Raw genomic sequence first — 24,723 nt, forward strand, 5'->3', positions numbered from 1 at the left:
CGTGACCAAATCGCGCATCGACAGCGCCGCCGCGATCAGCGTGATGGACCTGTTCACCATCGGCATCGGCCCGTCCAGCTCGCACACGGTCGGGCCGATGCGCGCCGCGCTGATGTTCATGGATACGCTGCCCACCTGTCCGGTGCGGGTGCAGTGCGAACTTTACGGGTCGCTGGCGCTGACCGGCCGGGGCCATGCCACCGACAGCGCGATCCTGCTCGGCCTGTCGGGCCACAGCCCCGAAAATGTCGATCCCGATGCAATCCCCGCCATTCTTCAGGCGATCCGCGACGATGGCCGCATTCGCGCCGGCAGCGCCCATCTCGACTGGGTGCCGTTCGAGGAAGCGCGCGACCTTGTCTTCCGCATGGGCGAATTTCTGGAGGCGCACAGCAACGGCATGCGCTTTACTGCCTGGCTGCCGGGCCGGGACGATCCGCTGGTGCGCGATTATTATTCGATCGGCGGCGGCGCGGTGCTGCCCGGCGCTATTCCCGCCGACCCGGATATTCCGCTCGGCCATAATGTGGTCCAGCCCTTTCCCTTCTCGTCCGGCGCCGAACTGCTGGCGCAGGGGGAGGCGACCGGCCTCAGCATCGCCACGCTGGTTCTCCGCAACGAGGGCGCCTGGCGCGCCCAGGGCGAGACCGAGGCTTTTCTCGACAGCGTGATCGACGCCATGTCCGTCTCGATCGATCGCGGCCTCAAGGAAGAAGGCCTGCTGCCCGGCGGGCTCAAGGTGCGCCGCCGCGCCAAGGCGATCCACAACAAGCTGCGGTTGCAGGGCGCCAGCGTCGGCCCCGCCCAGATCTTCGAATGGGTCAGCCTGTTCGCGCTCGCCGTGAATGAGGAAAATGCCGCCGGCGGCCGGGTCGTCACCGCACCCACCAACGGCGCGGCCGGCGTGATCCCGGCGGTGCTTCATTATTATCGCCGCTTCGTGCCTGGCGCCGATCGGGAAGGGGAGCGCCGTTTCCTCCTTACCACCGCCGCCATGGGCTTCCTCTACAAGAAGCGCGCCTCCATCTCGGCCGCCGAAATGGGCTGTCAGGGCGAAGTCGGCGTCGCCTGCTCGATGGCAGCGGCGGGCTTGGCGGCCGTGCTGGGCGGCACCAACAGCCAGGTCGAAAATGCCGCCGAGATCGGCATGGAGCATAATCTGGGCCTTACCTGCGATCCGATCGGCGGCCTCGTCCAGATCCCCTGCATCGAACGCAACACCATGGGCGCGGTGAAGGCGATCAACGCCGCCTATCTCGCCCTCCAGGGCGATGGCCGCCATATCGTCAGCCTCGACGCGGTGATCGAGACGATGCGCCAGACCGGCGAGGACATGGCCAGCCGCTACAAGGAGACATCGCTTGGCGGCCTGGCCGTCAATGTCGTGGAATGCTGAAGGAACGCCGCCTCATTTCGTCGCTCCCGACCCACGGAAACGCGCCGAACTGAATGGCTTTCGTGGCATTAATGCCACATTATCAGCTGTTTATCTGAGGTTCATGAAACAAATATGACCGCTCCGGCTTGAGCGTCTCACCCCCAAGGGGAAGAGAAAGACAACGGAGTGATGTTTATGCGTAAGTTGATGGTCGCCACTTTGCTGGCCGGTGGTGCAGTCGCCGCGCCGGCGCTCGCACAGGATGCCACCCCGACCTTCACCGGCCCGCGTGTCGAAGCGATTCTGGGTTATGACCATACCGGGGCCGGCAGCTCGATCGACAATGACAATGGCAGCGACGATCAGAAGATCGACGGCCTGCTCTATGGTGTCGGCGCGGGTTATGACGTGAATGTCGGCGGCGCCGTCGTCGGCGTCGAGGGCGAGTTCACCGACTCCACCGCCAAGAGCAGCCGCAACGACTTCACCGACCAGTTCGGCTATGGCCGCGTCAAGCAGGGCCGCGATCTCTATATCGGTGCCCGCGCCGGTATCCTCGCCGATCCCTCGACCCTCATCTATGTGAAGGGCGGTTACACCAACACCAAGCTGGGTGTGCTGGCCGGCGACACCAACCAGGTCACCGACACCTCGTTCAAGCTGGACGGCTGGCGCGTCGGCGGTGGCGTGGAGCGGGCGCTCAACGCCAACACCTTCGCCAAGATCGAATATCGCTACTCCAAATATGACAGCGCCCATATCGACTTCATGGACGGCTCGACCAGCAGCGAATTCGACGTCGACACCGACCGCCATCAGGTCGTCGCCTCGGTCGGCTGGCGCTTCTAAAGCATCGTGCGCAAAAGTGGGAACCGGTTTTGCGCTTAAAACGATGCGACAACAAAAACTTAGAGCGCGCGATCCGCGTCGGATTGAACGCAGCGCGCTTCTAAGACGATACGGAAAGGGGGCCGGTCACCGATCGGCCCCTTTTTTGCAGCATCCGCCCTTAGCCTCTATCAGCCGTCCTGCGGGGGTGTTACTTACACACTTGTGAGTAACGCGATTCCCCACCTGTACCCGGTTGGCATCCAGCCCGACGACATCGACTTCATGGGTCATGTCAACAATGCCAGCTATCTGAAGTGGGTGCAGGATGCCGTGCTCGACCATTGGCGCGCGCTCGCCCCGGCCGAGGCGGTGGCCCAGCATCTCTGGGTCGCGCTCAAGCATGAGATCACCTATCGCAAGCCCACCTTCCTGGATGATGAGGTGATCGCCACCGTCCTCCTCGAAAAGGTGCAGGGCGCCCGTGCCTTCTACGAAACGGTGATCCGCCGTGGCGAGGAAGTGCTGGCCGAGGTCAAGTCGAGCTGGTGCTGCGTCGATGCCTCCACCCTGCGCCCGGCCCGCATTGCCCGCGAAGTGATGCAGCATTTCTTCGCGCCCGACGACAGCGGCACCACCGCCGACTGATCCCATTATGTGAATGGCATGGTTGCAGCGTGGGAACGCGCTTGACCCTTGCCCGGATGTTTGCATTAGTCCGACAAATAAGGGGCCGGTGACGGGGCGGCGAAGCGCGCCCTCCGCTGCGGCCCTGTCGGCGAAGCGCGTCTGTCGATCATCATGCGCTCGCCCGATGGATGAGGGAGAGGGCGTTGATGCGGTGGCAGTCGGGAATGAGATATCTGGGGTTTGGCCTGCTGCTGGGCAGCGCCACCATGGCGATCGCGGCCCCCGCCACGCCGCCGCGCCAACTCGACATCGTCAAGCGCATCGCCAAGGCCAAGCCGGAAGCGAAGGACGAGGCCAGCGCCCGGACGTCCTATCTCCTCGTCTATTTCAAGGATGAGACCCACTCGCTGCATTTCGCGACCTCGGCGGACGGCTACAGCTTCACCGACGTCAATGACGGTGCGCCGGTCCTCAATGGCCGCGACGTCGCCGAACAGAAGGGCATCCGCGACCCCTACATCATGCGCGGTCCCGACAATGCCTTCTACCTCGCCATGACCGACCTGCATATTTTCGCCAGGCGCGAAGGGTTGCGCGATACCGACTGGCAGCGGCCGACCGACAGCTATGGCTGGGGCAATAACCGCTCGATGATCTTCATGAAATCCTATGATCTCACCCATTGGACGCTCGCGTCCGTGACCATAGATCAATTGTTCAAGTCGACCGCCAATGCCGGCACCGCCTGGGCGCCGGAAATGATCTACGATCCCGACAAGCGCAAGATCATGGTCTATTTCAGCACCCGCAACGGCAAGGAGACCGACCATATGGTCTATGCCTATGCGAACGACGCCTTCACCACGCTGACCAGCGAACCGCGCGACCTGTTCACCTATCCCAAGCCCGGCATCGGCACGATCGACGGCGACATCACCAGGGTCGGCGATCGCTACCGCCTCTTTTATGTCGCCCATGACAAGCCCGGCCATCTGCGTCAGGCGACCTCATCGCGCATGGATGGCGGCTATGTCTTCGATCCGGCCAAGATCGACCCGGAAACGGTCGGCACCGAAGCGCCCAATCTGTGGCGGCGCCACGGCACCGACACCTATGTGCTGATGTATGATGTGTTCGGCGCCAAGCCGGTCAACAATATGGGCTTTTCGGAGACGGAGGATTTCGTCCATTTCCGCGACATCGGCCATTTCAACGCGCCGGGATCGCCGATGAAGGCCACCAACTTCACCCAGCCCAAGCACGGTGCCGTCATCCCGATCACCCCGGCGGAAGCGGAGCGGCTGAAGACGTTTTTCCAGAAATAGGGGGCAGGGGAGGATCGCACCGGATCGGCGCAGCGCCGCCGGTGCGATCCGCCATCCCTACAGCGTCGCTTCGATCGCGCGCGCCGCCTGGTCGGGATCTTCGGCCTGGCTGATCGGGCGGCCGATCACCAGCATCGACGCGCCCCGGTCCAGTGCCTCGCGCGGGGTCACGGCGCGCTTCTGGTCGCCCATGGCGCCGCCCGCCGGGCGCACGCCGGGCACGACGAAATAGCCGTCGGGCCAGATTTTCTTGACCAGCGCGACCTCCTCGCCGGAACAGACGATGCCATCGAGGCCGGCGTCGCGCGCCAGTTCGGCGAGCCGCGTCACCTGCTCCTCGGCCGCGCCATTGACGCCGATGTCGTTAAGGTCGCCATTGTCGAGGCTGGTGAGCACCGTCACCGCCACCACCTTGGTCTTGGTGCCGGCCGCCGCCTTGGCGTCCTCCAGCATCGCCCGGCCGCCGGCGGCATGGACCGTCAGCACCGCCGGCTCCAGCCCGTGCAGCGCCTGCACCGCCTTGGCCACCGTATTGGGAATGTCGTGCAGCTTGAGGTCGAGGAAGATCGGCAGGCCGAACTTCATCATCTCATGCACGCCATGATGGCCATTGGCGCAGAAGAACTCCAGCCCCAGCTTCAGCCCGCCGACATGGTTGCGGACCTGCCCGGCCAGATGCTGGGCCTTGGCAAGGTCGGGCGTGTCGATGGCGACATAGATCGGGCTGCTCATGCTTGTCCTGTAGGGGTAAGGGGCGACGGCGTGGCGTCGGGCAAGATCGGGGTTGTCACCGTCGCAGGCGTGGCCGGCGCGGCGGAAGCGGTCGCGGCGACCAGCGCGCGCTCGGTGCTCTCCAGGCGGCGCTTCATGCGCCAGCGCGTCGCGCGGGCCATGATCCAGAAGGGCATGGCGCCCAGCAGGAATGCGCCGATCAGAAGCACCGGCAATTTGGTTTCCATCACCATGTCGCCCCACAGGCGCACGGTCACGGGGACATAGTTCGCCATGCAGAAGAAGGCGAGGGCGACGGCGATGACGACCCAGAAGGCAGTCCGCAGAAATTGCATCGGCGATCCTCTCGCTGCTGATAGGGCGGTCAGCCTAGGCGATTTTGGCGAAAGGCGAAAGCGCCTGTTCAGATTTCGCGGACGGCGACCATCATCGACAGACTTTGCGTGGCGCCCGGCGCCAGCATCGCCATGCCCTCGGCCCGGTTGATCGCGTCCGGCATATGGCTGACCGGCTCCAGGCAGAAGAAGTCGCCGGCGGGTGGGCGGAAGACATGCAGCCAGTCCGCACCCTGCGCGCTCAGTGTCAGGCGGATGCCGTCGCCGCGATCGACCACCGCCACATGGTCCCAGCCGCCATGGACATTGTCGATCAGGCTGTCGCCGGTCACGCGCGCACCCTGCGACCAGTCGCCCAGCGCATCGGCCGGCACTTCCCGTTCGGGCAGCATGTCGGGGGAGGAGAGCCAGAGCGTGTCGGCGTGGAAGCGCAGCATCGTGTCCGCGTCCAGCGCGAAATAGGGATGGAAGCCAAGGCCGCAGGGCATCGGGCTGTCGCCCAGATTCTGCACCAGCAGCGTGACTTCCAGCGCATCCTCGCTCAGGCGGACATGCTGCTGCGCGCGCCAGGCCCAGGGCCAGCCCGCATCGCTGTCATGCGTCTGTTCCAGCCTGACGTCATGGCCCGACTGCTCCAGCACCTGCCAGGGCCGCTGCCAGCCAAAGCCATGGATGCTGTGGGGATGGTCGCCGAAATTGAGCGGCAACTGATAGCTTTGCCCGTCCACGCTATAGCGCCCATGGGCGATGCGGTTGGCATAGGGCACCAGCGGGAAGCTGGCCATGTCCAGCGGATCAAGGCTGTCCTGCGGCGCGCGGCGCAGCAGCGCCACGCCGTCGCGATCGAAGGACAGGATCGATCCGCCGATATCCGGGGCGAGCGCGCAGCTGAGCGCGCCCGCCTTCAGGGTGACGATCTTGCTCAGCCGACCATGTCCTCAAGCTCGCGGCCCTTGGTCTCATGAACCATGCTGCGCACGAAGAAGAAGGAAATGGCGGCAAACAGGGCATAGCCGGTATAGGTCACGACCAGGCCCGGCGACACGGCGAGCGAGGGGAAGCTGACCGAGATCGCCGCATTGGCGATCCACTGGGCAAAGCCGGCGACGGCCAGGCCCGAACCACGGATCTGGTTGGGGAACATCTCGCCCAGCATCACCCACATGATCGGACCCCAGCTGAGGTTGAAGAAGATCACGTAGAGGTTCGCCGCGATCAGCGCCATCAGGCCATTATGGCCCGGCAGCACCACGCCGCCATCCGCGCCGGTGACGGCGGTGGAGAAGGCATAGGCAACGATCGCCAGCGTCACCGCCATGCCGGCCGAGCCGATCAGCAGCAGCGGCTTGCGGCCGATCTTGTCGACCAGCATGATCGTGCCCAGGCACGCGCCGATCGACAGCACGCCCGACAGGATGTTGATCTGCAGCGCATTATCCTCGGAAAAGCCGACGGCTTCCCACAGGGTGGCGCCATAATAGAAGACCACGTTGATGCCGACCAGCTGCTGGAACACGGCCAGGCCAATGCCGGCCCACACGATCGGGCGCACCTTGCCGCTGGCCTTGTCGATCAGGTCACTCAGCTTGGGGCGGTGATGATCGGCGGCCAGGCTGGCGCGGATCTCGCCGACCTTGCGATTGGCTTCCTCGGCCCCGAACAGCTTGGTCAGGACCGCGCGGGCGCGCTCGTCCTGGCCGCGCGCGACCAGATAGCGGGGGCTTTCCGGGATCACCAGCAGCGCCAGGAAATAGATGGCGGCCGGGATCGCCTGCAGCCAGAACATCCAGCGCCAGGCCGGGAAGTCGAGCCACAAGGGCGCGGTCGAACCGCCGGCATAGCGGGCCAGCACGAAATTGGCGACGAACGCGCCGGTGAGGCCGGAAATGATCATCACCTGCTGCACGCTCGACAGCCGGCCGCGGATCGAGGCGGGGGTGACTTCGGAAATATAGACCGGCGAGATCACGCTCGCCGCGCCCACGCCCAGACCGCCGATGATGCGGGCGATGATGAAGATGGCGGAGGAGCCGGCGGCCCCGGCCAGCAGCGCGCTCACCAGGAACAGGATCGCCGCCAGCATCATCACGCCGCGACGGCCGATGATGTCGGCCATGCGACCTGCGCCGAACGCGCCGATCGACGACCCGACCAGGATCGCGCCGACATTGACGCCGATGCCCAGCTTGCCCAGGTCGAAGGCGGCTTCCAGCCCCTTCTGGGTGCCGTTGATGACGCCCGAATCATAACCGAACATGAAACCGCCGATCGTGGCGACGGCCACGATCGCTGCGATGAAGGCCATATTGACCTTCCCGGCGCTCCCCTCACTCATCTGCTTGTCCTTCCAGCTCTCTATTTCTTCTATATCGTGGCGACATGGCCCGGCAGCCCCGCGACGCCGGCGTCGAAGGCGAACAGATCGCCCGCCAGGGGCTGTTCTGTCAACGCTGTCACATCCAGTCCCTTGCGCGCCGTCGTGGCATAGGCCGTCATCAGGTCCGGGCCGCCAAAGGCGATCTTGGTGATGTTGGCGACGGGGAAGCGGATTTCCCGCATCAGCCGCCCGGCCGGGTCATAGCGGCGCACCGCCCATCCGCCGAACAGCCCGGTCCACAGACAGCCTTCGGCATCGACCGTGGGGCCATCGGGATAGCCCGCGCCATCCTCGATCCGCGTGAACAGGGTGGCGGCGCCGGCGACGCCATCAGCATCGACCGGGCATTGCCAGATGGCGCGGCCCAGCGTGTCGGTATGATAGAGGATGCGTCCGTCGGGCGAGAGGGCAGGGCCGTTGGTGATCGACACGGCGGCCAGCCCGCTCTCGACCAGGTCGCCGCGATGCAGCCGATAGAAACGGCCGCTTTCCTCTGCCTCGGCATCGTCCATCGACCCGAACCACAGGGCACCGCCGGGCGCTACCGTGGCGTCGTTCAGCCGGTTGCCCGGCCGATGCGCCTCGGGCGCGTGGAGCAGGGTGAAGGCGCCGCTCCTGGGATCGAAGCGATGCACGCCCGATTGCAGGCCGACCGCGAACAGCCCGTCGTCGGTCGGCACGATCCAGCCGACCTGGCCCGGCGTGGTCCAGCTCTTGGACACGTCCAGCGCCGGGTCGAAGCGGTGGATCGCATGGCCCTTGATGTCGACGAACCACAAGGCCGCCTCGCGCTCGACCCAGATCGGCCCTTCGCCCAGCATCGCCCCGACCGACAGGACGCTGCGCGGTGCGGCGTCGCGCATCTCAGCGCCAGCCGGCGTCGATGAAATAGTCATGGCCGGTGCAATAGCGCGCATCGTCCGACGACAGGAACATGGCCAGCGCGGCGACGTCGACCGGCAGGATGCGGCCGTCCAGGCACTGGGCCGCGACGATCTCGGCCTCGCCTTCGGGCGTGTACCATTTTTCCTGGCGCAACGTCTTCACATTGCCCGGAATGATGGTGTTGACGCGGATATTGTCGCGGCCAAGGTCGCGGGCCAGGCTGCGCGTCAGCCCCTCGATCGCCGCCTTGGCGGTCTGGTAGAGGATGAGGTCGGGCAGGGCCAGGTGCCAGCTGATCGAACCGAAGTTCAGGATCACGCCGCCCTCCGCACGCTTCATCGCCGGGATCGCCGCCTGCGCCGCGAAGAACTGGTGGCGCAGGTTGACCGCCATCCGCTCGTCCCAATAGGCCTGGGTCACGTCCTCGATCGCATGGCGATCGTCATTGGCAGCGTTGTTGATCAGGATGTCGATCCCGCCCAGTTCCGCCTCGACCCGCGCCATCATCGCCTGCAGCGCGTCGATGTCGCGCAGGTCGCAGGCGTGGAAGATCGGGGTGAAGGCACAGCCGCTCAGCCGTGCGGCCAGCGCCTCGCTCTCGGGGATGGCGATGTCGCAGAAGGCGACATGCGCGCCCTGCATCGCATAGGCTTCGACCAGCCCTTCGCCGATGCCGCTGCCGCCGCCGCTGATGAAGACCCGCTTGCCCTTCAGGCTCGGGTAGATGGCGCGGCTCATGCAGTTTCTTTCTGGTCGACGGCCGAGAGCAGACCGCGCCCGGCAAGATTGGTCATCAGCGCGGTCAGGCCAAAGGTCCAGGGTGCGGCGTCCTTCGACGTCACCACCGGGTTGATCAGCTTGCCCAGGCGCGGGGTGGAGATGGCAACGATGTCACCGACCTTGTGCGTAAAGCCGCGGCCTTCCTCGTCACGGTCCTGCACGGGCGCGAACAGCGTGCCCAGGAACAGCGCGAAGCCATCGGGATATTGATGTTCCGACAGGGTCTGGCGCACCAGTTCCAGCGGATCGCGGCTGATCTGGTCCATCCGGCTCGTGCCTTCGAGCATATAGCCTTCCGGCCCCTCGATGGTCAGGCCGACTTCGGCATTGCGCACATCGTCGATGGTGAAGTCGCCGTCGAACAGGCGAACGAGCGGGCCGAGCGAGCAGGACGCATTATTGTCCTTCGCCTTGCCCAGCAGCAGGGCGGAGCGCCCTTCGAAATCGCGCAGGTTGACGTCATTGCCCAGCGTCGCGCCTACGGCCTGGCCATCGGCATTGACCAGCAGCACGACTTCAGGCTCGGGATTGTTCCAGGTGGAATCGGACCGGATGCCGATTTCCGCCATCGGGCCGACCGTCGCCAGCACCGGCGCCTTGGTGAAGACTTCCGCGTCCGGGCCGATCGCGACTTCCAGATATTGCGACCACAGGCCGTCCTCGATCAGCGCGGCCTTCAGCGCTGCGGCTTCCTCGGTGCCCGGCACCACGGCGCGGATCGATCCGCCCACCCGCTCTTCCAGGCGGCCACGGATTTCGGCGGCAGCGCCGGCGTCGCCGCGCGCCCGTTCCTCGATCACGCGCTCCAGCGCCGAAAGGGCAAAGGTCACGCCACAGGCCTTGACGCATTGCAGGTCGACCGGGCTCAGCAGCGCCGCCTCGATCGCGTCCAGATCGCCGATCTTCTCGCCATCGGTGGCGGCGACGAAGGGCAGCTTCTCGACCAGCTGGGCGCTGGTCGGCGCAATCGCGCTCATGTCGTACACGATGCCCTGCGACACCAGGATCGGGCTCGGGCCCGCGTTCGTCTGGATGCGGCCCAAGAAAAGCCCGGTCCGCCAGTCATGCGGCAGACAGTCAAGCAAGGCGGTATCCCCCGGCATCATCTTCTCCTATGCACCTGGTTGTTGATTGATAGCGCTACCAACATGGAAGGGCGGTGCAAGTCAAGACCCCCTGATGAAAATCGCTCGCAGCGACGGGGCGTCGGGGCTTTGCTGGGTGCGGGCCAGGCGTCATGGCGTGCGCATGGCACGGCGAATTTCCGGCCTTGCCGCTACGTCAGCCCTTTTCAGTCCCGCCGGGCTGCGGCATAGAAGGGGGACTATGAAGAAGAACCAAGAGAGCGTGCCGGACGCCGGCGCAGAAGCCCTCCAGCCCGAGGATAATGCCCCCGATCTCGCCGATGCGGCGCGCAAGTCTGCCGGAAAGGCCGTGTGGATGGGCACTGCCGTGGGCATCGGCTCGGCCGCGATCGTCGCCGCCCTGCTCTATACCAAGAAGCGTCGCTGAGCCGGTCGGGGCCTGTTCCCGGCCCCGCGGCCATCCGCCATAAAAAAAAGGAGGCGGCATGTTCTGTGACATGCCGCCCCGGTGCGACCCGCTTGGGGTTCTGTATTTTCCCTGCCTTCGTGACGGGAAGGGAAATGTTTATGCGCCCGCGCTGCCGCTCAGATAGCTGATCAGTTCGGGCTTGCTGACCGATATGCTCTTGTCGGCATCGGCAGTGGTGAAGGCGCCGCTGGCCCAGGCAGTGACTTCGGCCGGCGGCAGCGTCTTGCCAGTGGCCTTCATCTCCTGATCCTTGAGGGCCACCATCCAGCGCGAAAACTCGCCCTGGTCCAGCTGTCCGTCCTTGTTCGTGTCATAGGCCGGGAATTCCGACTCGACGATCGCGGCGACCGAATTGGCCGGGTTTGCCGGCTGCGCGGCCTGCGGTTCGGCCGGGCTCGCGGGCGCGGCTGGCTGTGCGGCCTGCGCTGCCGGATCGGCCGGCGCAGCCTGCTGCGCCAATGCGGGCGCTGCGACCAGCATGGCGCTCGTCAGAAGCAAGGTGCGGATCATGGCGACATCCTTTATATCATTGAAACGCGCAGGGCCTGCATTGGGCGCCTGCTTTGGCTTCATGCCTTAATTGCCATCACATAATACATGAAGACTAGGAAAAGTTCCTGAACATCGGTTCATCTACGCATTTGGACTTATGAAATGCTTCGGTTCGACTGTCTTTGCTTGGATAATTGCGGCCGGATGAGGCGCGCGCGGGGCAGGGGAGCCTCCTCAATTGCCCCAAGGGGCGCGGGCTGCTAGGCGGCGCGGCAATATCCACCCTCCAGCCGCAGGATTCGCCCATGGTCCCCCGCTATTCCCGTCCCGCAATGACCGCCCTCTGGGAGCCGGAAGCCCGCTTCAAGATCTGGTTCGAGATCGAGGCGCACGCGACCGAGAAGCTGGGCGAACTGGGCGTCGTCCCGCCGTCCGCCGCCAAGGCGCTGTGGGACTGGTGGGCCACCAACCCCGCGATCGACGTGCCCGCGATCGACGCGATCGAAGCCGTCACCAAGCATGACGTCATCGCCTTCCTGACCTGGGTCGCCGAACAGGTGGGCGACGAAGCCCGCTTCATGCACCAGGGCATGACCAGCTCCGACGTGCTCGACACCTGCCTGGCCGTGCAGTTGACGCGCGCCGCCGACCTGCTGATCGAGGATCTCGACAAGCTGCTCGACGTCATCAAGCGCCGCGCCTTCGAGCATAAGCTGACGCCGACCATCGGCCGCAGCCACGGCATCCATGCCGAACCGGTCACCTTCGGCCTCAAGATGGCGGAAGCCTATGCCGAATTTTCGCGCTGCAAGACCCGCCTGATCGCGGCCCGCGAGGAAGTCGCCACCTGCGCCATTTCGGGCGCGGTCGGCACCTTCGCCAATATCGATCCGCGCGTCGAGGAGCATGTCGCGCAGAAGCTCGGCCTCGCGATCGAGCCGGTCTCGACCCAGGTGATCCCGCGCGATCGCCACGCCATGTTCTTCGCGACCCTGGGCGTCATCGCCAGCTCGATCGAGCGCCTCGCCGTCGAGGTCCGCCACCTGCAGCGCACCGAAGTGCTGGAGGCCGAGGAATATTTCTCGCCCGGCCAGAAGGGCTCGTCGGCCATGCCGCACAAGCGCAACCCGGTCCTCACCGAAAACCTCACCGGCCTCGCCCGCATGGTGCGCAGCTATGCGCTGCCCGCCATGGAAAATGTGGCGCTGTGGCATGAGCGCGACATCTCGCACTCCTCGGTCGAGCGCTATATCGGCCCCGACGCCACCATCACCCTCGACTTCGCGCTGGGCCGCCTGACCGGCGTGATCGACAAGCTGCTCGTCTACCCCGAGCGGATGATGAAGAATCTCGACAAGATGGGCGGCCTCGTCCACTCGCAGCGCGTGCTGCTGGCCCTGACGCAAGCCGGCGTCAGCCGCGAAGACAGCTATCGCTACGTCCAGCGCAACGCGATGAAGGTCTGGGAATCCGACGGCCAGCTCTCGCTGCTCGAACTGCTCAAGGCCGACGAAGACGTCGCCAAGGCATTGAGCGCGCAGGAAATCGAGGACAAGTTCAACCTCGACTATCATTTCCGCCAGGTCGACACCATCTTCGCCCGCGTCTTCGGCGAAGCCTGACCCCGCGCGCGGCCAGCACCGCGCGACAGTAAAGAAAAGGGCGCCCGACCACCCGGTCCGGCGCCCTTTTTCGTCCTTGCGAGCATGGCGAAGTCATGACGATAACGGGTTTTGCCCGCTGGCGACCAAGAGGTGCCCTCACCATCGTCGTCATCCCGGACTTGATCCGGGATCCATTCAACGCTCCCCATCCGTCGTAGCGCAGAATGGATCCTGACTTTCGTCAGGATGACGTCCATGGTGATTGGCAGGCTCCGACTAATTGCTGCTGTAAATTCCTACCCTTTCAGGGAAGGATGGTCTGGAAGCGATCAGAAGCGGCCCATCCCATCATCGTCACCCTGAACTTGTTTCAGGGTCCATTCCTCCCAATAGACCAATGGCTTGTTAGGCTTGATGGATGCTGAAACAAGTTCAGCATGACGTAGGTGGGATGGCTGCAACCCACCCTCGATCGCTGTCCACAAAGCCGATCGCTACAAAGCGCTCCCCGCAGCGGCCTGTCCGCTTATGGCCGGAAAAGCTGCCCGGCGCGACACGACCAGAAGCGGACATTCCTCCCCGGCACGGGGAGGTGGCAGCGCGAAGCGCTGACGGAGGGGCAGGTGCCTATTAGCGCTGCGCTATCCGGCCTGTGCCCCTCCACCACTCGCTACGCGAGCGGTCCCCCTCCCCGTGACGGGGAGGAATGTCTTGTTTCCACCCAAACCTGTCCTACACCCCGCACACCCTGCTACACCGGGCCAAGGCTCTTTCCCATCGTCCGCGCACCCTCCATCCTCGCACGAAGATTTCCAACTCGCGCACGAAAATGTCAGGATGTGCAGGAAATATGCGAAGTTAAGCGCGGCCGATCCTATTTTCGGCCCTTGTGCTTGGGGCGCAGCCGCGGCGCCGCGTCGGACTGGCGACGGACCAGTTCATAGTCCAGCAGCATGTGCGGCGGGCCATCCTCGCTCTGGGCGCGGCGGCCCTTGATGTGGCGCACCAGCAGGTCGACCGCCGCCCGCGACATGGCGCTGATCGGCTGTCGGATGGTGGTCAGTTCCGGCCAGATGGTGGTGGCGAGCGAGGTATCGTCGAAGCCGCAGACGGTAAGGTCGCCCGGCACGTCCAGCCCGTTGCGATGGGCGATCGCCACCGTCGCGGCGGCCATGTCGTCATTGCTGGCGAAGATGGCGGTCGGCGGATTGTCCCGCGCCAATATATGCTCGGCCGCGTCCAGGCCGGATCGGTAGGTGAAGAAACCCTGTTCCACCAGCGCATCGTCCAGCGCGATGCCGGCTTCGCCCAGCGCGCGGATATAGCCCTGATACCGTTCCTCGCTCGCGCTCAGGTTCGGATGCCCCTTGATGAAGCCGATGCGGTTATGGCCAAGGCCAATCAGGTGCCGGGTCATTTCATAGGCCGCGCCCCGGTCGTCGATGCTGACCGCGGCCAGGCTGGCGGGCGCATGGCCGGTCGCCACCACGACGGCGGGGATGCCCGCCTCGCGCAGGGCATCGATCATCGCTTCATGGTCGCACAGCGGCGGCGGCAGCACGACGCCGTCGATCCGGCCGCGCACCAGATGGTCGACCACCGCCTTGATCGCGGTCTGCTCGTCCCATTTCTCGACGACCAGGTCGATGCCGGCGCGGCTCGACTGGTCGAGGCTGCCGACCAGGAATTCCGACAGATAGGATGCCGACGGGTTGGAATAGAGCAGGCCGATCCGCGTCTCGTCGCCACCCGCCAGGCTGCGCGCGGCGGCGCTGGGGGAGTAGTTGAGCGCAGCGATCGCCGCCTCCACCTTCTCCTTGGTTGCCGCCCGCACCACCTGTTCGCCATTGATCACCCGCGACACCGTCATCGGCGACACGCCGGCATGTTTCGCCACATCGTTGATGGTGGGCGCGTTGCGCTGGCGGCGGGAACTTCTGGCTTCCATCAGTTTTTCGGGGCCTTCGACATGGGACTAAACCTCTCTGCTAGCGGGATCATTGCGCAAGCTTAAGTAAAATCTCATTTCGGGTGGCCCGGCGCATAGGGGAAGCTCAGCGCCTTGTACCAGTCGAGCGGATGGGCGGGCGCCGCGCTGCCGGCGGGCAGGGGGCGGCCGGACACCGACTGGAAATAGGCGATGCAGGCGTCGCGCCACCATATCGCTTCGCGATGCTGGATCGCCAGAAAGGTCTCGACCTGGGCGAAGCGCTCGGCATCGACCTGGGGCTTCAGCTTGGCCCAGTCCCGCTGCATCGCCGCGACCGTTTCGACGCCCCGGTCATAATGGTGGATGAGGCCGTCCCACAGCGTCTCGCCCGAAGCCAAGCGATAGTCCCAGGGCAGGTGATGGAACCACAGCAACTCGCGCTCCGGCGTGGTCTTCGGATTGTCGAGCAGCTTCGCCAGCGCCGGCGCATATTGGCCGGTGGCATTGCTGCCCGTCCTGGTCCGGTCAAAGCCGATGCCCTGCCTGTCGGCCTTGTGATAATAGACCGGGTTCCATTCGGGGCGTGCCAGTTCGGACACCCAGGGGGCGGGGCCATAATGATGGCCGGTGCCCATGATATGCGCCAGGCCCAGCGGCGTCATATAGTCGACCGCCGCCTCGCGCGATCCCATCATCATCGCGACGATCGGCGCAACCACCCTGGGATCGGGGGAGAAGGTCTGCGCCGCCCATTCGCGCGCGACAGCCTCGGCGGTCAGGTCGGTGTCCCACGCCATGCGGCCGAACGCATACCAGTCCGCCTGGTTGAAGATCGACCCGCTCCAGTCGCGGTCGACGCCGATATTGGCGACCCCGGCAATGCCGGTCAGCTTGTGGCCTTCCAGCGATCCGTCGATCACCTTGGCGACGGTCGATCCCTTGCCTTTGGCCAGCGTGTTGCTCTTCAACGTCTCCTCGAACAGCGTGCCCAGATAGGTAAGGTGGGTCGACTGGCCCAGATATTCCTTGGTGATCTGGAATTCCATCATCAGCGGCGTCTTGGGCATCGCGCCGAACAGCGGGTGGAAGGGTTCGCGCGGCTGGAAGTCGATCGCGCCATTCTTCACCTGGACGATGACATTGTCGGCAAACTGGCCGTCGAGCGGCTTGAAGTCGCTATAGGCCTGCTTGGCGCGATCGTCGGGATTGTCATGGGCATAGACGAAGGCGCGCCACATCACGATGCCGCCATGCGGCTTGACCGCGGCCGCCAGCATGTTGGCGCCGTCGGCATGGGTGCGCTTGTAATCCTGCGGGCCGGGCTGGCCCTCGCTGTTCGCCTTCACCAGGAATCCGCCGAAATCGGGGATCGCCTTGTAGATTTCGTCGGCCTTGGCCTTCCACCAGGCGGCAACTGCCGGATCGAGCGGATCGGCGCTTTTGAGGCCATCCAGTTCCATCGGCGCGGTCCATTTGACCGACAGATAGACCTTGATGCCATAGGGGCGGAACAGGTCGGCCAGCGCCGCCGCCTTGGCGATATAGGCGGCGGTCAGGCTGTCCGACTTGGCGTTCACATTATTGAGCACCGTGCCGTTGATGCCCAGCGAGGCATTGGCGCGGGCATAGTCGGTATAGCGTGGCCCCTTATAATCGGGCAGGCGCCACCAGTCCCAGATCGACTGGCCGGCATAGCCGCGCTCCACCGTGCCATCCAGATTGTCCCAATGGTTGAGCAGGCGCAGGCCGATGCGCGGCGCGCTGCGCATATCGATCCGGTCGAGCGCCGCGCCGGTGCGGGCAAGGCGCAGCCAGGCATAGGCGCCGTGCAGCACGCCGACATCGGTCGCGCCGGCGATCACGGTCACCGGCTTGCCCGCGACCGTCATGGTGCGAATCGCATAGCCGTCCGCGCCCAGGCCGTCGGTCGGCACCGATGGCTTGTCCTGCTGCGCGGCCGATTGCAGCAGGATCGCACCTTGCTGCACTGTTGCTGTCAGGGGCACGGTGGCGCCGGTCAGCCCGGCTATGCCGCGCTGCAATTCCTGTCGGGCGATCGCCAGGGTGGGGGTGTCAGCACCGACAATGCCGCGCGCGCTGGCCCCGATCCGCTGGGCAGTGGCGGCATCGGCCGGCGCATTGCGCAGCCACAGATCATAGCCATCCTCGGCCCAGGCGCGCGGCGCGCCGATCAAAAGGGCGCCAATTAGCAAGATACTGGCCATGATCCAGCAAAACAGGCGCGCAAACATTCGGTCCTCTCCCCCTTGGCCCGCAGGCAATTTTTTGGTGCATTGCCAACGGTGGCATTGACAAGCAGCTCTTGGGTTGTGATGGTAACGCTATCAGTTGATCGGCGGCAAGCAAAAAGGAAAGCCGCGACAAAATTGGAGAGGGGCGTCGTGATCCGGTCAGTTCAGTTTTTGTGCGCAGCATCAGCGCTGTCGCTGGTGATGGCGGCGCCGCTCACGCCCGTTACGGCTGCGCCCGCAACCGGCCAGTCGGCCCGCCCGCTCTACAAGGATGCGTCCGCACCGATCGAGGCGCGCGTCGATGATCTGCTGGCGCGCATGACGCTGGATGAAAAGATCGCCCAGATCACCACCGTCTGGACCGACAAGGTGAAGCTGCTGGACGCGCAGGGCGAACTGGACCCCGGCAAGCTCGGCCCGACCTTCCCCAACGGCATCGGCCATTTCACCCGTCCGTCGGACGGCCGCGGCAGTTTCAGCCCGCGCGTCGTGCCCGGCCGCGATCCGCGCCGCACCGTGGCGCTGGTCAACGGCCTGCAGAAATGGGCGATGACGCAGACCCGGCTCGGCATCCCGATCCTGTTCCATGAAGAAGGGCTGCACGGCTATGCCGCCGTTGGCGCGACCAGCTTCCCCCAGTCGATCGCCATGGCGTCGAGCTGGGATCCGGCCATGCTGCGCCAGGTCAATCAGGTGATCGCCCGAGAAATCCGCGCGCGCGGCGTGCCGATGGTGCTCTCGCCTGTGGTCGACATTGCTCGCGACCCGCGCTGGGGCCGGATCGAGGAAACCTATGGCGAGGATCCCTATCTGGTCGGCGAAATGGGCGTTGCTGCGGTGGAGGGGCTGCAGGGCGTTGGCCGTTCGCGCATGCTCCAGCCCAATCATGTCTTCGCCACGCTCAAGCATCTGACCGGCCATGGCCAGCCGGAAAGCGGCACCAATATCGGCCCGGCGCCGGTGTCGGAACGCGAACTGCGCGAGAATTTCTTCCCGCCCTTCGAGCAGGTAGTGAAGCGCACCGGCATCGAGGCGGTGATGGCCAGCTATAACGAGATTGATGGCGTGCCCAGCCACGCCAATCGCTGGCTGCTGGAAAATATCCTGCGGGAAGAGTGGGGCTTTCGCGGCGCCGTCGTCTCCGATTATTCGGCCGTCGATCAGCTGATGAGCATCCACCATATCGCCGCCAATCTGGAAGAGGCGGCGATGCGCGCGCTCGATGCCGGCGTCGACGCGGACCTGCCCGAAGGCCTGTCCTACGCCACGCTCGGCAAGCTGGTGCGTGAGGGCAAGGTCAGCGAGGCGAAGGTCGATCTCGCCGTGCGCCGCATGCTGGAGCTGAAGTTCCGCGCCGGCCTGTTCGAGAATCCCTATGCCGACGCCAATGCGGCGGCCGCTATCACTAATAATGAAGAGGCCCGCGCGCTCGCCCGCACCGCGGCCCAGCGTTCCATCACCCTGCTCAAGAATGACGGCATGCTGCCGCTGAAGCCCGAAGGCACGATCGCGGTGATCGGCCCCAGCGCGGCGGTGGCGCGGCTGGGCGGCTATTATGGTCAGCCGCCGCACAGCGTCTCGATCCTCGAAGGGGTCAAGGCGCGGGTCGGCACCAAGGCGAACATCGTCTTCGCTCAGGGCGTGAAGATCACCGAGGATGACGACTGGTGGGCCGACAGCGTCACCAAGTCGGATCCGGCCGAAAATCGCAAGCTGATCGCGCAGGCGGTCGAGGCGGCGCGCAATGTCGACCGCATCATCCTGACCTTGGGCGACACCGAACAGTCGAGCCGTGAAGGCTGGGCCGACAATCATCTGGGCGACCGCCCCAGCCTCGACCTGGTCGGCGAGCAGCAGGAGCTGTTCGATGCGCTGAAAGCCTTAGGCAAGCCGATCACCGTTGTCCTCATCAACGGCCGTCCCGCCTCCACGGTGAAGGCCAGCGAACAGGCCAACGCCATCCTCGAAGGCTGGTATCTGGGCGAGCAGGGCGGCAATGCCGTGGCCGACATCCTGTTCGGCGACGTCAATCCGGGTGGCAAGCTGCCCGTCACCGTGCCGCGTTCGGCCGGCCAGTTGCCGCTCTTCTACAATATGAAGCCCTCGGCCCGGCGCGGCTATCTGTTCGACACCACCGACCCGCTCTATCCCTTCGGCTTCGGCCTCAGCTACACCAGCTTCAGCCTGTCGGCGCCGCGCCTGTCAGCGACCAGGATCGGCACCGGCGGCAAGACCAGCGTCTCGGTCGATGTCCGCAACACCGGCGCGCGGGAAGGGGACGAGGTCGTCCAGCTCTATATCCGCGACAAGGTCAGCTCGGTCACCCGCCCGGTCAAGGAGCTGAAGGGCTTCCAGCGCGTCACGCTCAAACCCGGCGAGAGCCGCACCGTCACCTTCACCGTCGGCCCCGAAGCGCTGCAAATGTGGAACGACCAGATGCACCGTGTCGTCGAACCCGGCGATTTCGAGATCATGACCGGCAACAGTTCGGTCGCGCTCCAGTCCACCACCCTGACGGTGCAATAAGCCATGATGACGACCCGCTTCGCCCGCCGCCAGGCCCTTGGTCTGCTCGCCTCCACCTCCGCGCTCGCCGCCGCCCCGCTGGCGGCGAAGGGGAAGGGCGGCCCGCTCTACAAGGATGCGACCGCCCCCATCGACCTGCGCGTACGCGACCTGCTCGGCCGCATGACCCTGGAGGAAAAGGTCGGCCAGATCATCGCGCTCTGGGCGACCAAGGCCGACATCATGGAGGATCTCACCTTCTCGCCGGCCAAGGCGAGCAAGGCCTATCCGGCGAGCTTCGGCCAGATCACCCGCCCGTCCGACCGGCGCGGCGCGCCCAATGGATCGACCCAGGCCGGCGGCGTCGGTGCGCGCTGGCGCACCCCGGCCGATACCGTCGCCTTCATCAATGCCGTCCAGAAATGGGCGGTGGAGGACACCCGCCTCGGCATCCCGATCCTCTTCCACGAGGAATCGCTCCACGGCTACATGGCGACCGACGCCACCATGTTCCCGATGGCGATCGGCCTTGCCGGCAGTTTCGACCGCCAGCTGATGACCGATGTCCAGTCGGTTATCGCTCGGGAAGTCCGCGCGCGCGGCGTCCATCTTGCCCTTTCGCCGGTGGTCGACATCGCCCGCGACCCGCGCTGGGGCCGGATTGAGGAGACTTTTGGCGAGGATCCCTATCTCTGCGGCGAGATGGGCGTCGCCGCCGTGCTGGGCCTGCAGGGGGAGGGCAAGCAGATCGGCCCGGACAAGGTCATGGCCACGCTCAAGCATATGACCGGCCATGGCCAGCCGCAGGCTGGCGAGAATATCGCGCCCGCGCCGATCAGCGAGCGCGAACTGCGCGAGAATTTCTTCCCGCCCTTCCGTCAGGTGGTCAAGCGCACCGGCATCGCTGCCGTCATGCCCAGCTATAACGAGATTGACGGTGTCCCCAGCCACCAGAACAAGTGGCTGCTTGGCGATATCCTGCGTGGCGAATGGCATTTTGATGGCGCCGTGGTCAGCGACTATGGCGCCGTCCCCGAACTCGACACCATCCACCATGTCCAGCCCGACCTGGAGGCGACGGCCCGTGCCGCGCTCCGCGCCGGGGTCGATTGCGAGCTGCCCGATGGCCTGGCCTATCGCACGCTCGTCGAACAGGTCCGCGCCGGAAAAGTGCCCCTTGAGGCCGTCAACCTCGCCTGCACGCGCATGTTGACGCTCAAGTTCCGCGCGGGCCTGTTCGAAAATCCCTGGCCGCGCGCCGATTATGATGCGCTCACCGGCAATGCGGAGGCGCGCGCGCTGGCGCTCAAGGCGGCGCACAAGTCGATCGTTCTGCTCAAGAATGACGGCGTCCTGCCGCTGAAACCCGGCGCGCATCGCAAGGTCGCGGTGATCGGCCCCAATGCCGCGATCGCGCGGCTGGGCGGCTATTCCTCGATCCCGCGCCAGGCGGTTTCGCTGCTCGATGGCATCAGGGCGAAGCTCGGCAACCGGGCGGACATCGTCCATGCCCAGGGCGTCTTCATCACCCAGAGCGAGGATCGCTCGGTGGACGAAGTGCTGCTGGCCGATCCGGCGAAGAACCGCCAGCTGATCGCCGAAGCGGTCGAGGTTGCGAAGACCGCCGACATCATCCTGCTCGCCATCGGCGACACCGAACAGACTAGCCGCGAAGGCTTTGCCAAGAACCATCTGGGCGATCGCACCAGCCTCGATCTGGTCGGTGAACAGAATGACCTGTTCGCCGCGATGAAGGCGACCGGAAAGCCGGTGGTGGTGTGCGCCATCAACGGTCGCCCGCCCAGCTATCCCGCCGTGGTCGATGGCGCCAATGCGCTGCTTGAATGCTGGTATCCGGGGCAGGAGGGCGGCACGGCCATGGCCGACATATTGTTCGGCGACGTCAATCCGGGTGCCAAGCTGCCCGTCACCGTCGCGCGCGACGCGGGCCAGATCCCGATCTTCTACAATCGCAAGCCATCCTCGCGGCGCGGCTATCTCTTCGCCGACGCCAGCCCGCTTTTCCCGTTCGGCTTCGGCCTCAGCTACACGAAATTCGCCTTCGGCCCGCCGCGCCTGTCGGCCAGCCGCATCGGCGTGGGCGGCGACGTGACGGTGGAGGTCGATGTCCGCAATGTCGGCACTGTCGCGGGCGAAGAGGTGGTGCAGCTCTATGTCCATGACCAGACCGCCTCGGTCACCCGCCCGCTCAAGGAACTGAAGGGCTTTGAGCGGATCGCGCTGGCGCCGGGCGAAAGCCGCACCGTGCGCCTGACCATCGGCCCGGAAGCCTTCGCGCTGTGGAATCTCGACATGCGCGAAGTGGTGGAACCCGGCCTGTTCGACATCATGGTCGGGCCGGACAGCGCCACGCTTCAGACGGTTATATTGGAAATCGCCTGATGGTATTGGCCTGACCAATATCGTTGAAGGCAAATTGATTATCGCCTATGGCCATGATTGGTCATACCAGTTTTAGGGGAGCATCCATGCCCAAGATTACCGGCGCCAAGGTCATCGTCACCTGCCCTGGCCGCAATTTCGTCACCCTCAAGATCGAGACCGAAGAGGGCGTCTATGGTTTGGGCGATGCGACCCTCAATGGCCGCGAACTGTCCGTCGCCTCCTATCTGCAGGACCATGTCATTCCCTGCCTGATCGGCCGGGACGCGCATCAGATCGAGGATATCTGGCAATATCTCTACAAGGGCGCCTATTGGCGTCGCGGCCCGGTGACGATGTCGGCCATCGCCGCCGTCGATACCGCGCTGTGGGATATCAAGGGCAAGATTGCCGGCCTGCCGGTCTATCAGCTGCTTGGCGGTGCCAGCCGTGAAAGCGTCATGGTCTATGGCCATGCCAATGGCACGACGATCGAGGATACGGTCAAGGTCGCGCTGGAATATCAGGCGCAGGGCTACAAGGCGATCCGCATCCAGTGCGGCGTCCCCGGCATGGCGTCGACCTATGGCGTGTCGAAGGACAAATATTTCTACGAACCCGCCGACGCCGACCTGCCGACCGAAAATGTCTGGAACACCAGCAAATATCTGCGCATCGTCCCTGAACTGTTCAAGGCCGCGCGCGAGGCGCTGGGCTGGGACGTGCATCTGCTGCACGACATCCATCATCGCCTGACCCCGATCGAGGCCGGGCGTCTGGGCAAGGATCTGGAACAATATCGGCCCTTCTGGCTGGAAGATGCGACGCCGGCTGAAAATCAGGACGCGTTCAAGCTGATCCGCCAGCACACCACCACGCCGCTGGCGGTGGGCGAGATCTTCAACTCGATCCATGATTGCCGCGAATTGATCCAGAACCAGTTGATCGACTATATCCGCGCCACCGTGGTCCATGCCGGCGGCATCAGCCATCTGCGCAAGATCGCGAACCTGGCCGATCTCTATCAGGTCCGCACCGGCTGCCACGGCGCGACCGACCTGTCGCCGGTCTGCATGGCCGCCGCGCTCCACTTCGACCTGTCGGTGCCCAATTTCGGGGTGCAGGAATATATGCGCCACACGCCCGAGACCGACGCCGTCTTCCCCCATGCTTACACGTTCGAAAACGGCGCGATGCATCCGGGCGACAAGCCGGGCCTGGGCGTCGACATCGACGAGGAACTGGCCGCCAAATATGAATATAATCGCGCCTTCCTGCCGGTGAACCGGCTCGAAGACGGCACCATGTTCAACTGGTGATCGCTTGACCTGCTTTGGCCACTCCACGCCGTCATCCCCGCGAAAGCGGGGATCCATCTCCTGCCATAGCCCCAATCGCGAGGTCCGGAGGTGGATTCCCGCTTTCGCGGGAATGACGAAACATTGTCGGAGTGGCCAATGACCACGATTCCCAAACCGTCCGGAAAGATCCGCTGGATCGTCTGCGGCCTGCTCTTTGCGGCGGTGGTGCTGAGCTATATCGACCGGCTCGTCCTGCCGACGCTCAAGCCCGATCTGCAGGCCCGCTATGGCTGGAGCGAGAGCGGCTATGCCGATCTCGCCATCTGGTTCCAGGCTGGCTATGGCATCGCCTATGTCGCCTTTGGCCGGCTGATCGACCGGATCGGCGCGCGGGCCGGCTATGCGCTGGCGGTGGGCCTGTGGACGGCCGGCCATGTCATGCACATCTTCTTCACCTCGACCGCCGGCATGCTGTTCGCCCGCATCCCGCTGGCGATCGGCGAGGCGGGGACCTTCCCGGCGGCGATCGCCGCCACCAATGAATGGTTCCCCAAGAAGGAACGCGCCTTCGCCATCGGCATCTTCAATGCCGGCTCCAATGTCGGCGCGATCCTGACGCCGCTGATCGTCCCGGTCATCGCCGTGACCCTGGGCTGGCGCTGGGCCTTCATCCTCACCGGCCTGCTGACGGTCTTCTGGCTTGCCGCCTGGCTGGGCTTCTACCGCCGCCCGCGCGAGAAGAAGGGGCTGAGCGCCGAGGAACTGGCCTGGATCGAGGCGGACCCGCAGGAACCGGCCCGTCCGGTCAAGTGGCGCACCCTGTTCCGCTATCGCCAGACCTGGGCCTATATGACTTCGCGCTTCCTGATCGATCCGGTCTGGTGGACCTTCCTCTTCTGGCTGCCCGATTTCTTCAACAAGCAATATGGCGTGAAGATGCTGGACTTCGGTCCGCCGCTGATCGCCGTCTATCTGCTCGCCGATGTCGGCTCGGTCGCCGGTGGCTGGCTGTCGTCGCGGCTGATGGGCCGGGGCATGGCCATCAACCGCGCCCGCAAGACGGCGATGTTCTGTGCCGGGCTTTGCGCCCTGCCGATCGCCTTTGCCGCGCAGGCGCCCAATATGTGGATTGCGGTCGGCCTGATCGGCCTCGCCTGCGCCGGGCATCAGGGCTTCTCGGCCAATGTCTATGCCTTGCCGGGCGATCTTTTCCCGCGCTGGATGGCGGGGTCGGTGGTCGGCCTTGGCGGGCTGGCCGGCGCTATCGGCGGCATGCTGATGGCCAAGTTCGCCGGCATCATCCTGGAAACCGTCGGCAGCTTCCAGCCGATCTTCATCGTCGCATCCTGTGCCTATCTGCTGGCGCTGCTGGTGCTGCACCTTATCGTCCCGCGCTATGCGCCCGTGACTCTCTCGCAAGAGGCTGCCTGATC

At 65.1% G+C, this 24,723-nt stretch carries 20 protein-coding genes; 10 read left to right on the plus strand and 10 right to left on the minus strand.

Going from position 1 to position 24,723, the window contains the following annotated elements; genetic code table 11:
- Window position 1: 1 nt before the first annotated feature.
- The 4 genes from ACI6S0_RS03460 (at window position 2) to ACI6S0_RS03475 (ending at window position 4,161) form a co-directional block, all read left to right on the plus strand.
- Complete coding sequence (locus tag ACI6S0_RS03460) at window positions 2-1,396, plus strand: L-serine ammonia-lyase (RefSeq protein WP_434404947.1); 1,395 nt, start codon at window positions 2-4, stop codon at window positions 1,394-1,396.
- Window positions 1,397-1,573: 177 nt separating this feature from the next.
- Window positions 1,574-2,227, plus strand: coding sequence for an outer membrane protein (locus ACI6S0_RS03465; RefSeq protein WP_004211411.1), 654 nt, complete (start codon window positions 1,574-1,576; stop codon window positions 2,225-2,227).
- Between the two features lie 204 nt (window positions 2,228-2,431).
- The gene (locus ACI6S0_RS03470; protein WP_026109254.1) at window positions 2,432-2,854 is read left to right on the plus strand and encodes an acyl-CoA thioesterase; all 423 of its coding nucleotides are present in this window, start codon (window positions 2,432-2,434) and stop codon (window positions 2,852-2,854) included.
- 206 nt (window positions 2,855-3,060) lie between these two features.
- A complete protein-coding gene (locus tag ACI6S0_RS03475; RefSeq protein ID WP_434404948.1) occupies window positions 3,061-4,161 on the plus strand; it encodes a glycoside hydrolase family 43 protein in 1,101 nt (366 codons plus the stop codon).
- Between the two features lie 57 nt (window positions 4,162-4,218).
- Here ACI6S0_RS03475 and pyrF read toward each other — a convergent pair whose 3' ends face one another.
- The 7 genes from pyrF to ACI6S0_RS03510 form a co-directional block, all read right to left on the minus strand.
- Window positions 4,219-4,893, minus strand: coding sequence for an orotidine-5'-phosphate decarboxylase (gene pyrF, locus ACI6S0_RS03480; RefSeq protein WP_010337957.1), 675 nt, complete (start codon window positions 4,891-4,893; stop codon window positions 4,219-4,221).
- Window positions 4,890-5,228: a lipopolysaccharide assembly protein LapA domain-containing protein gene (locus tag ACI6S0_RS03485; RefSeq protein WP_010337958.1), complete on the minus strand. Its 339-nt coding sequence runs from the start codon at window positions 5,226-5,228 to the stop codon at window positions 4,890-4,892. Before ACI6S0_RS03485 ends, pyrF begins: the two co-directional genes overlap by 4 nt.
- Window positions 5,229-5,296: 68 nt before the next feature.
- Entirely contained in the window at window positions 5,297-6,085 is a 789-nt protein-coding gene (locus ACI6S0_RS03490) for an aldose 1-epimerase (RefSeq protein WP_434405897.1), read from the minus strand.
- Window positions 6,086-6,150: 65 nt separating this feature from the next.
- A complete protein-coding gene (locus tag ACI6S0_RS03495; protein WP_434404950.1) occupies window positions 6,151-7,563 on the minus strand; it encodes a sugar porter family MFS transporter in 1,413 nt (470 codons plus the stop codon).
- A gap of 29 nt (window positions 7,564-7,592) precedes the next feature.
- A complete protein-coding gene (locus tag ACI6S0_RS03500) occupies window positions 7,593-8,468 on the minus strand; it encodes an SMP-30/gluconolactonase/LRE family protein (protein WP_434404952.1) in 876 nt (291 codons plus the stop codon).
- A 1-nt stretch (window position 8,469) separates the two neighbouring features.
- Window positions 8,470-9,228 (minus strand): SDR family NAD(P)-dependent oxidoreductase, encoded by a 759-nt coding sequence (locus ACI6S0_RS03505; protein ID WP_434404953.1) that lies wholly within the window; start codon window positions 9,226-9,228, stop codon window positions 8,470-8,472.
- A complete protein-coding gene (locus tag ACI6S0_RS03510; RefSeq protein ID WP_010337963.1) occupies window positions 9,225-10,373 on the minus strand; it encodes a fumarylacetoacetate hydrolase family protein in 1,149 nt (382 codons plus the stop codon). The genes ACI6S0_RS03505 and ACI6S0_RS03510 overlap by 4 nt, the downstream gene beginning before the upstream one ends.
- A 223-nt stretch (window positions 10,374-10,596) precedes the next feature.
- On the opposite strand from ACI6S0_RS03510, the gene ACI6S0_RS03515 reads away from it, so the two are divergent.
- Window positions 10,597-10,782, plus strand: a complete 186-nt coding sequence (locus ACI6S0_RS03515; RefSeq protein WP_004211421.1) for a hypothetical protein — start codon at window positions 10,597-10,599, stop codon at window positions 10,780-10,782.
- Between the two features lie 138 nt (window positions 10,783-10,920).
- Here ACI6S0_RS03515 and ACI6S0_RS03520 read toward each other — a convergent pair whose 3' ends face one another.
- Window positions 10,921-11,334 (minus strand): EF-hand domain-containing protein, encoded by a 414-nt coding sequence (locus tag ACI6S0_RS03520; protein WP_026109251.1) that lies wholly within the window; start codon window positions 11,332-11,334, stop codon window positions 10,921-10,923.
- Window positions 11,335-11,621: 287 nt separating this feature from the next.
- On the opposite strand from ACI6S0_RS03520, the gene purB reads away from it, so the two are divergent.
- Window positions 11,622-12,938, plus strand: coding sequence for an adenylosuccinate lyase (gene purB, locus ACI6S0_RS03525; RefSeq protein ID WP_010337965.1), 1,317 nt, complete (start codon window positions 11,622-11,624; stop codon window positions 12,936-12,938).
- 856 nt (window positions 12,939-13,794) lie between these two features.
- Here purB and ACI6S0_RS03530 read toward each other — a convergent pair.
- The gene (locus tag ACI6S0_RS03530; RefSeq protein ID WP_017503410.1) at window positions 13,795-14,868 is read right to left on the minus strand and encodes a LacI family DNA-binding transcriptional regulator; all 1,074 of its coding nucleotides are present in this window, start codon (window positions 14,866-14,868) and stop codon (window positions 13,795-13,797) included.
- 74 nt (window positions 14,869-14,942) lie between these two features.
- The gene (locus ACI6S0_RS03535; protein WP_434404955.1) at window positions 14,943-17,102 is read right to left on the minus strand and encodes an alpha-glucuronidase family glycosyl hydrolase; all 2,160 of its coding nucleotides are present in this window, start codon (window positions 17,100-17,102) and stop codon (window positions 14,943-14,945) included.
- 201 nt (window positions 17,103-17,303) lie between these two features.
- Here ACI6S0_RS03535 and ACI6S0_RS03540 point away from each other — a divergent pair, with 201 nt between their 5' ends.
- From ACI6S0_RS03540 to ACI6S0_RS03555, 4 genes are all read left to right on the plus strand, one after another.
- The gene (locus ACI6S0_RS03540; RefSeq protein WP_434405898.1) at window positions 17,304-19,628 is read left to right on the plus strand and encodes a glycoside hydrolase family 3 N-terminal domain-containing protein; all 2,325 of its coding nucleotides are present in this window, start codon (window positions 17,304-17,306) and stop codon (window positions 19,626-19,628) included.
- A 3-nt stretch (window positions 19,629-19,631) separates the two neighbouring features.
- Entirely contained in the window at window positions 19,632-22,010 is a 2,379-nt protein-coding gene (locus tag ACI6S0_RS03545; RefSeq protein WP_434404957.1) for a glycoside hydrolase family 3 N-terminal domain-containing protein, read from the plus strand.
- Window positions 22,011-22,096: 86 nt separating this feature from the next.
- Complete coding sequence (gene manD / locus ACI6S0_RS03550; RefSeq protein WP_004211435.1) at window positions 22,097-23,308, plus strand: D-mannonate dehydratase ManD; 1,212 nt, start codon at window positions 22,097-22,099, stop codon at window positions 23,306-23,308.
- 138 nt (window positions 23,309-23,446) lie between these two features.
- Entirely contained in the window at window positions 23,447-24,721 is a 1,275-nt protein-coding gene (locus ACI6S0_RS03555; RefSeq protein WP_434404959.1) for an MFS transporter, read from the plus strand.
- Window positions 24,722-24,723: the final 2 nt, after the last annotated feature.

The sequence above is a fragment of the Sphingobium sp. DN12 genome (assembly GCF_051058005.1).
In the GTDB taxonomy this organism is placed as follows: domain Bacteria; phylum Pseudomonadota; class Alphaproteobacteria; order Sphingomonadales; family Sphingomonadaceae; genus Sphingobium; species Sphingobium yanoikuyae.

Bases quoted from the DNA above. Each gene is read 5' to 3' on its own strand.
- ACI6S0_RS03465 (WP_004211411.1), top strand. From the start codon at position 1,574: ATGCGTAAGTTGATGGTCGCCACTTTGCTGGCCGGTGGTGCAGTCGCC.
- ACI6S0_RS03475 (WP_434404948.1), top strand. From the start codon at position 3,061: ATGAGATATCTGGGGTTTGGCCTGCTGCTGGGCAGCGCCACCATGGCG.
- pyrF (WP_010337957.1), bottom strand. From the start codon at position 4,893: ATGAGCAGCCCGATCTATGTCGCCATCGACACGCCCGACCTTGCCAAG.
- ACI6S0_RS03485 (WP_010337958.1), bottom strand. From the start codon at position 5,228: ATGCAATTTCTGCGGACTGCCTTCTGGGTCGTCATCGCCGTCGCCCTC.
- ACI6S0_RS03495 (WP_434404950.1), bottom strand. From the start codon at position 7,563: ATGAGTGAGGGGAGCGCCGGGAAGGTCAATATGGCCTTCATCGCAGCG.
- ACI6S0_RS03500 (WP_434404952.1), bottom strand. From the start codon at position 8,468: ATGCGCGACGCCGCACCGCGCAGCGTCCTGTCGGTCGGGGCGATGCTG.
- ACI6S0_RS03505 (WP_434404953.1), bottom strand. From the start codon at position 9,228: ATGAGCCGCGCCATCTACCCGAGCCTGAAGGGCAAGCGGGTCTTCATC.
- ACI6S0_RS03510 (WP_010337963.1), bottom strand. From the start codon at position 10,373: ATGCCGGGGGATACCGCCTTGCTTGACTGTCTGCCGCATGACTGGCGG.
- ACI6S0_RS03515 (WP_004211421.1), top strand. From the start codon at position 10,597: ATGAAGAAGAACCAAGAGAGCGTGCCGGACGCCGGCGCAGAAGCCCTC.
- ACI6S0_RS03520 (WP_026109251.1), bottom strand. From the start codon at position 11,334: ATGATCCGCACCTTGCTTCTGACGAGCGCCATGCTGGTCGCAGCGCCC.
- purB (WP_010337965.1), top strand. From the start codon at position 11,622: ATGGTCCCCCGCTATTCCCGTCCCGCAATGACCGCCCTCTGGGAGCCG.
- ACI6S0_RS03530 (WP_017503410.1), bottom strand. From the start codon at position 14,868: ATGGAAGCCAGAAGTTCCCGCCGCCAGCGCAACGCGCCCACCATCAAC.
- ACI6S0_RS03535 (WP_434404955.1), bottom strand. From the start codon at position 17,102: ATGTTTGCGCGCCTGTTTTGCTGGATCATGGCCAGTATCTTGCTAATT.
- ACI6S0_RS03540 (WP_434405898.1), top strand. From the start codon at position 17,304: ATGGCGGCGCCGCTCACGCCCGTTACGGCTGCGCCCGCAACCGGCCAG.
- ACI6S0_RS03545 (WP_434404957.1), top strand. From the start codon at position 19,632: ATGATGACGACCCGCTTCGCCCGCCGCCAGGCCCTTGGTCTGCTCGCC.
- manD (WP_004211435.1), top strand. From the start codon at position 22,097: ATGCCCAAGATTACCGGCGCCAAGGTCATCGTCACCTGCCCTGGCCGC.
- ACI6S0_RS03555 (WP_434404959.1), top strand. From the start codon at position 23,447: ATGACCACGATTCCCAAACCGTCCGGAAAGATCCGCTGGATCGTCTGC.